We start from the raw sequence: 6,001 nt of genomic DNA, 5'->3' as shown, positions 1-6,001 counted from the left end.
CTCCTAAAAATTCAAGATTCTCAATTTAGGGCAATGCTGAGAGTGCTAAACACTTTTGGTGGCTTATCCATTTCTGTACTCCAACTCTAGAAGCACTAGCAATTTCTCCTCCACAGCAGTCAAATAAGGACGCTTGGGCTTCCCCAATGACTGCAACAGATTTTTGACTGTCTCCAAAGAGAGAATCGGAATATATTCTACTGATGCGATCGCATATCTCTTGCATCTGTTGGCATTCGGCAGGCAGGTAGTTGTAGGACTTCAAGTGCTGCACCCCAACCGTTAGTTCACCATTCCAGGTCCTTACGGTACAGCTAAACTCACCAACATGAGTTACGATACACCAACAGCCACCCTTGCCCCGCAAATCAGGATTATCTTTGACTAAAATCTGGCAAACTTCACCGATCTGGTAGGTGTTGGGTACTTGGGTACGTTCCATAATTCTTTGCACAACATCAGTTACGATTCTGGCACTGGGAACTTTACCGCCAGCAACGTGGACTGCTCTTTGCCACACTGCCTGCTGTTGCTGGGGTTCGAGCTTTGTTAACGGGCGGACTTGACGCTCACTCGTTGGCAGAATTTGTGTCCCAATGGGACGCATTTGTTCGTCGCTTAATTCAATTTCGGCTTGTGTCCCAATAGATTGCTCTTGCTCATCACTTGAGTCAGTTTCGGTTTGTGTCCCATTGGGACACATTTGCATGAGATTATCTACCACAATCGCCGCTTCAATCAACCTGTAAGGATGACGACGTTCAAACCCAAACCTGTCTTTGCAATACTCCTCAAAGGTTTTGTGCGTGGAACGGTATAACCTGCGATCGCGTAATTCTGCCAAAGCTTTACCCGCTTCAAAAAACGCCCTCTCGACCTTGCGTTCCAAATGCAGGCGATCGCTCTGCTCCTGCTCAGTCAATTCAGGAACTTCAATGGCAACCACATCAATTGTTGCTGAAGCTGGATCTTCTAGAAAGGAGATGTCTGAGTTGGGGGATGAGATAGAGGTGGCTTTTTTGCGCTTGGAGGGTGGCTTATTCATGATTCCACTTGTTTAGGTCAGTGGTTGTTATCCAGATTCAGTAGCAAACCAACTCCAAGAATCTTGCTGCCATGAGATAAATGAAGCTGCCACCAAAGAAGTGCTTTTGAGGATTGGGTTAATAGTCCCTGCATACCACCAAAAGCAACACGCTATGATGCCTGTTCTTTCGGTTCATCAGGAACATACATTAACAAGTCACCCGGTTGGCAATTGAGAGCTTTGCAGTATTTTTCTAACGTCTCTCTCTCTAGTCTGTCTGGCATGACCCTAATATTTTTATGCTTGCTAATAGTCACAGGGTGCATACCTGTCATCTCGGCAAGTTGTTTGTAATCAATTTCTCTATCAGCCATTAACACGGCCAAACGCCACTTAATCGGCATTGATTTCTCTATAAATGTTGGCATCTTTTACATTACACCTCCTTGAATTTGCCCTTTAGTAGCTGCGACTATAGCATAAGCCGCAGTGAAAAATCTATTAGTTACTAGCTTGACTTCATTAGTCGTAGCGACTAATATAATAACCATAGAGACAAACAAAAGGCAATCGCTCTTAGCCTGGAAAACTTGTGCGATCGCCTTTTGTCCTTACATTCAAGGAAATATAATTATGACTCATAACGTCTATACCCAACAACAGCTACGCTGCAAATCCCTCCCCCAGCTAAAGCGCATCTACAGCGAAATCGGCTGCACACTCGAAGTAAACGACAGACGATGCAAGGACGAATGGAGAAACGCGATCGCAAAATATCAATCCGCCCAGCTTCAGAAAATTGACGAACAGGACATAGCCCAAGGCGAATTCGACCAATACATTGCAGACCAAGCTCAGGCTGTTGCACCCGAAGAATTAAATCGCAGACCAAGCTCAGGCTGTTGCACCCGAAGAATTAACAGTAAGAGAAATATCTTTTTACCACCACGAATATTACGCCGTTGACAAGTTAGTAGCGGCCATCGACTATGACAATGACCTCACGCAGCCTTGGGTAGTGACAATCAACAACGCCGAAGTATTTCGTGCAACCACCCCAATGATGTGCGATCGCTACATCCGCATACATTACAAAGACGGCTCTCTGCCAGTGCAAGAACAGGAAACATCCACCAGCACAGGTAATGAAATTATGTTCCAAATTGTCACCGAGTGCGACAAATATGGCTTGGAACTGTTGGATGACGGAATTTACACCAGCAATGGCGAGAAGCTAGGCGAAGCCGGCTGCATCAATGGCAACTGGTGGTTCACAAGCGCAACAAAAGCCCATCCAGAGAAAATCTTTTGTGATTCTGCTGCGGATACCGTGTGGTTGCTTCAGATTTCGGATGAGTTACCAACGGCTAACGAATATCTGCAATATCATCCGCTTGAGCAACTGTCTTCGGGGGAATTGCAGGGGTTGTTTGAAACTGCGGCGTTAGTGGCTGTTTAAGTAAAAGTGGGCATCAAAAGCCCACTAACCAGATTTGGCTTACTCGTTTCAAATATAACTATCAGCTTGATAATAACCCTCAGTAATTGTCCTCACAAATCACTTCATTCATAGCCAAAACCATGACTTGTGCAATCATCACCCTTGAACGATGCTGGTATCTGTCGCCACCTTGGGGTCAGCAGATGCCCTCGCTTGAAGTCAATCTGTCGGAGAAAGTCTACCTCACTGATTCCAAAACATTCGGCTACTGCTGCGGGGTGTTGTGGCAGGAAGAAGGATGAGTTTATACGTTCACAGTTGATCGCTCCATCACCTACGCCACCAAGCACAAAATTATCGGTACTGGACAGGTACAGTCTACATACATGAGAAAACCTGCGTTTGTGCTGGGCGATCGCATTATGCTTCGCTTCGACAGTCACGCCACGAAACAAAGGCTGATTCTGGGGATTGTGTTAGTGAATAACGTTTGGTTCTACGTTGTAGAGCTAATGTCCCCAGCTTTGGTTCGACCACTGGCTGCATCTGTTCGTTTTCCGTTGGTGGGTGAAACAGATTTGATTCGGGTTCATGTTTAACCAATTTTGAACAACAACCAAAAGGACTTAGTTATGTTGGTACACTTTTGGCGCGACTCAGAAATTAACCAAATGGCTCAGGATGGGCAGATAGGAAAATACGCCATCCCCAAGGGCTACGTAAATGGCACACAAATGTGCAAAGCTAACGGTAAGTTTTTAGCCGACTACACCAAGCTCAAGTCTACAAAGCAGTATTTACAAGCACTTTCTAACGATATGAAGATCATCATATCGTCGCTGGTAATCGAAATCCAAGCACATGGTAGTGAACAAAGCACTTGGCTACATCCTGAAATTGCTGTTGATTTAGCTCGATGGGTTTCAGTGGAGTTTCGCGTTTGGGCTAACAGAACCTTGACAAAAATAATCGTAGCTAGTGAGGTAGAACCAATACCCGAACCAGAACCACCCAAAGCCATAGCTCCGTCTCACGAAGCTGCACAGTTAGCCATGATACTGGGTGAATTTGCTGGATTAGACAAATCCCTCACCGCGCAGTTAGCCGTTAATGCTGCTACTGCTGTTAACCCTGCTCTCAAGCCGGCTGCTGATGAACTCAAGACTGCGATCGCTTCTACCAATTCTGCTGAAGACGCATTTTTGAATGCAACCCAGATTGGTGAAGTAGTCGGAATGTCTGCACGGGCCGTTAACAACTGGCTGGTACAGTCTGGACTACAATATCGCACTCAGGATAAGAAAATCCCATATCGCCCTACTGAATCAGGTAAACAATGGGGGCGGATGGTTCCAGCGTTGGCTAGGTCATCAAATCAAACTGTGTTTCAACTGCGCTGGTTGCCCACTGTGACAGAGTTATTTCAGTAGCTTATTGCTTAATTATGAACGAAGAACAAATCAACGAAATTGGTCAAGAAATTAGCCTTGCATACATCTTTCATGAAGGTTATGGCTATTTCAAAAGTGCAACCGTCGCTCAATGGCTGGGTGTTGAGTCTCTACCGGGCTGGCCACACAAAACCATACTTGATTTAATTGCTATCGATTTTATTTCTGATGCTGCTGCCGAAGGAAATCAAGGGGCTAAACGATTAACATCTTATTTTATGCTGCATGGCAACTATTCTGGCAGACAAACAATTTTAGGAGGTAACGCCAACCTAAATTCTTTTGAAAGTATGCTGACTGCCATCAATCTACAGAAAGCGATTGCACCACATTTTATTCCCCAGTTTGAGGTTTAGATTATGTCTCAGTAACGGCACTCAAGCAAGCGGGGGCTTTGATTAATACTGGATGGTCAATAGTCAACAGTCAACAGTCAATAGTCATCAGTCAAAAGCTAGTGCAGACCAAAGAAAACGAACACACCCGATAATTTTTCTATAAAGCTACTGATTAAATGTGATGAACTGCCCCAACTGTGGAAGCTCAGAAATTTATCGGAAAAACTTAACTCACATACGAGTGTACTGTGACAGATGCAGTTATTCCTGGGAGGTAAAACAAGCCAAAAAACCGTTATTACGAGAAAAAGTTTACATGAGCCGAGGTTCTATGAGAGGAACTCATCATGTTTTTGTTTGGTACTGTCCAACTGACTCCTCAAGATTTTCTTTTGCGCTCATTTATAGTTCGGGAGTTTGTATGTTTAATGAGTTTGCTGATGACCCATATTTGAGTGGCAGTTATGAAACACCAGAGGAAGCATTAAAAGCAGGAATCGCGGAAGTTAAAAATAAAGATTAACCGAAATCAGAGTATTGATTATTATGTGACTTTTTTCAAAAGGATGATAAAAAATGAACCGTTCAGATATAGCAAAACTTGAATCATATCGAGAACAACGAGATTTTGAACTTTCAGGCAAGAGTTCTTTAAAGTCCTTTTTAGTATTTCAAGAGAGTTTCCTTTATTCATCCAATGAAAGGCATATTCAACGATTAGAATTAATAGATAAACATCGAAATAGTTTGTTAGTGAAAATTATAGGGGCGAACTTATTCATTGACCCTTCAAAAATTATCGGTACTGCATCCTTTTCTGATGATTACCTGATTGAAAAAATAGATGATTTTGACCCAGGTATTTGCTCTAACTGCATTAATTATCATGGGGTGCTTTATGGAAAAGCAAGATTAATATGCGCTATTTACCCTGATGGATTTAATCACAATTACTGCCCTGATTATTCTCCTTTTGAGAAGGTAAAACAATGACCAAAGATGAATGGCTTTTACAAGGACAAACACTATTCGGACAAAACATGATGCAGTGGAAATTTAAATGCCCTTACTGCGGACATATTGCCACTGTTGCAGATTATAAAAATGCTGGCGCACCCGAATCAGGCGTTGGATTTTCTTGTGTAGGGCGATGGCTAGAAGTACACAAAGAAGCATTTGATGACAAGGATAAACGCAAAATTCCTTGTGACTATTCAGGTGGTGGATTAATTAACATCAGTCCTGTTGATGTTGATGGAAATATGGTTTTTGAATTTGGAGTTTAAACATGAAAGAACTCGGATTATTTCAAACAGATGCACTCATTGAAAAATTAGCCAAAGCATTCTACCGACTTCAAGGCTATGTAGTTAGAGATAACTACCGAATGCAAGACTCTACCCATCCGGCAGAAAAAGCTTGTGTAGCAATGGCGTTGGTTGCAATTGAAGAAGTCGAATTTGAACTAACTGGTAATGACGATGAAGAAGTTATTACTTGGCAGCAAGGACAGCCATTAAGCGAAGACCGCCAATACTATTTCTGCAAATATGAGGACTTCACCTCATACAAATATGACTCGTGTAGAAGTTTATTTAGAGAAGTTGAGAATTTATGTTTTTGACACTCTCAGGTCTAAAGACACTGAGATTCTGCGGACAGAGTAGCTTTTGGTAGTGTCCAAAGTCTTACTCTCGCTACGGTCGTCAAGCACCGTCTACCCAGTTGGCTAAGGTCTAAGCCT

General features: G+C 43.0%; 9 protein-coding genes and 1 pseudogene. 8 read left to right on the top strand and 2 right to left on the bottom strand.

Going from position 1 to position 6,001, the window contains the following annotated elements; all coding sequences use genetic code 11:
- Positions 1-25: 25 nt before the first annotated feature.
- The gene (locus H6G75_RS32405) at positions 26-1,045 is read right to left on the bottom strand and encodes a hypothetical protein (RefSeq protein WP_313934928.1); all 1,020 of its coding nucleotides are present in this window, start codon (positions 1,043-1,045) and stop codon (positions 26-28) included.
- A 152-nt stretch (positions 1,046-1,197) separates the two neighbouring features.
- Positions 1,198-1,431, bottom strand: a complete 234-nt coding sequence (locus H6G75_RS32400) for a helix-turn-helix transcriptional regulator (protein WP_242051733.1) — start codon at positions 1,429-1,431, stop codon at positions 1,198-1,200.
- A 229-nt stretch (positions 1,432-1,660) separates the two neighbouring features.
- Between H6G75_RS32400 and H6G75_RS33370 the strand changes: the two genes are divergently transcribed.
- From H6G75_RS33370 to H6G75_RS32365, 8 genes and pseudogenes are all read left to right on the top strand, one after another.
- Entirely contained in the window at positions 1,661-1,993 is a 333-nt protein-coding gene (locus H6G75_RS33370) for a hypothetical protein (RefSeq protein ID WP_242051732.1), read from the top strand.
- Between the two features lie 52 nt (positions 1,994-2,045).
- Positions 2,046-2,486 carry a hypothetical protein gene (locus H6G75_RS33365; RefSeq protein WP_242051731.1) on the top strand — a complete coding sequence of 147 codons (441 nt, stop codon included), beginning with the start codon at positions 2,046-2,048 and terminating at the stop codon, positions 2,484-2,486.
- A 122-nt stretch (positions 2,487-2,608) separates the two neighbouring features.
- Positions 2,609-3,067, top strand: a pseudogene (locus tag H6G75_RS32390) (DUF1392 family protein).
- Between the two features lie 33 nt (positions 3,068-3,100).
- A complete protein-coding gene (locus H6G75_RS32385) occupies positions 3,101-3,898 on the top strand; it encodes a KilA-N domain-containing protein (protein ID WP_096586096.1) in 798 nt (265 codons plus the stop codon).
- Positions 3,899-3,912: 14 nt separating this feature from the next.
- Complete coding sequence (locus H6G75_RS32380; RefSeq protein WP_190983954.1) at positions 3,913-4,275, top strand: hypothetical protein; 363 nt, start codon at positions 3,913-3,915, stop codon at positions 4,273-4,275.
- A gap of 558 nt (positions 4,276-4,833) precedes the next feature.
- Positions 4,834-5,250 carry a hypothetical protein gene (locus H6G75_RS32375; protein ID WP_190983953.1) on the top strand — a complete coding sequence of 139 codons (417 nt, stop codon included), beginning with the start codon at positions 4,834-4,836 and terminating at the stop codon, positions 5,248-5,250.
- Positions 5,247-5,543 carry a VVA0879 family protein gene (locus H6G75_RS32370; protein ID WP_190983952.1) on the top strand — a complete coding sequence of 99 codons (297 nt, stop codon included), beginning with the start codon at positions 5,247-5,249 and terminating at the stop codon, positions 5,541-5,543. Before H6G75_RS32375 ends, H6G75_RS32370 begins: the two co-directional genes overlap by 4 nt.
- A gap of 2 nt (positions 5,544-5,545) precedes the next feature.
- A complete protein-coding gene (locus H6G75_RS32365; protein WP_190983951.1) occupies positions 5,546-5,881 on the top strand; it encodes a hypothetical protein in 336 nt (111 codons plus the stop codon).
- Positions 5,882-6,001: the final 120 nt, after the last annotated feature.

Origin of the sequence: Nostoc sp. FACHB-280, from assembly GCF_014697615.1 — a bacterium.
Classification (GTDB): domain Bacteria; phylum Cyanobacteriota; class Cyanobacteriia; order Cyanobacteriales; family Nostocaceae; genus Nostoc_B.
This window is presented reverse-complemented; position numbering and strand designations above follow the sequence as displayed.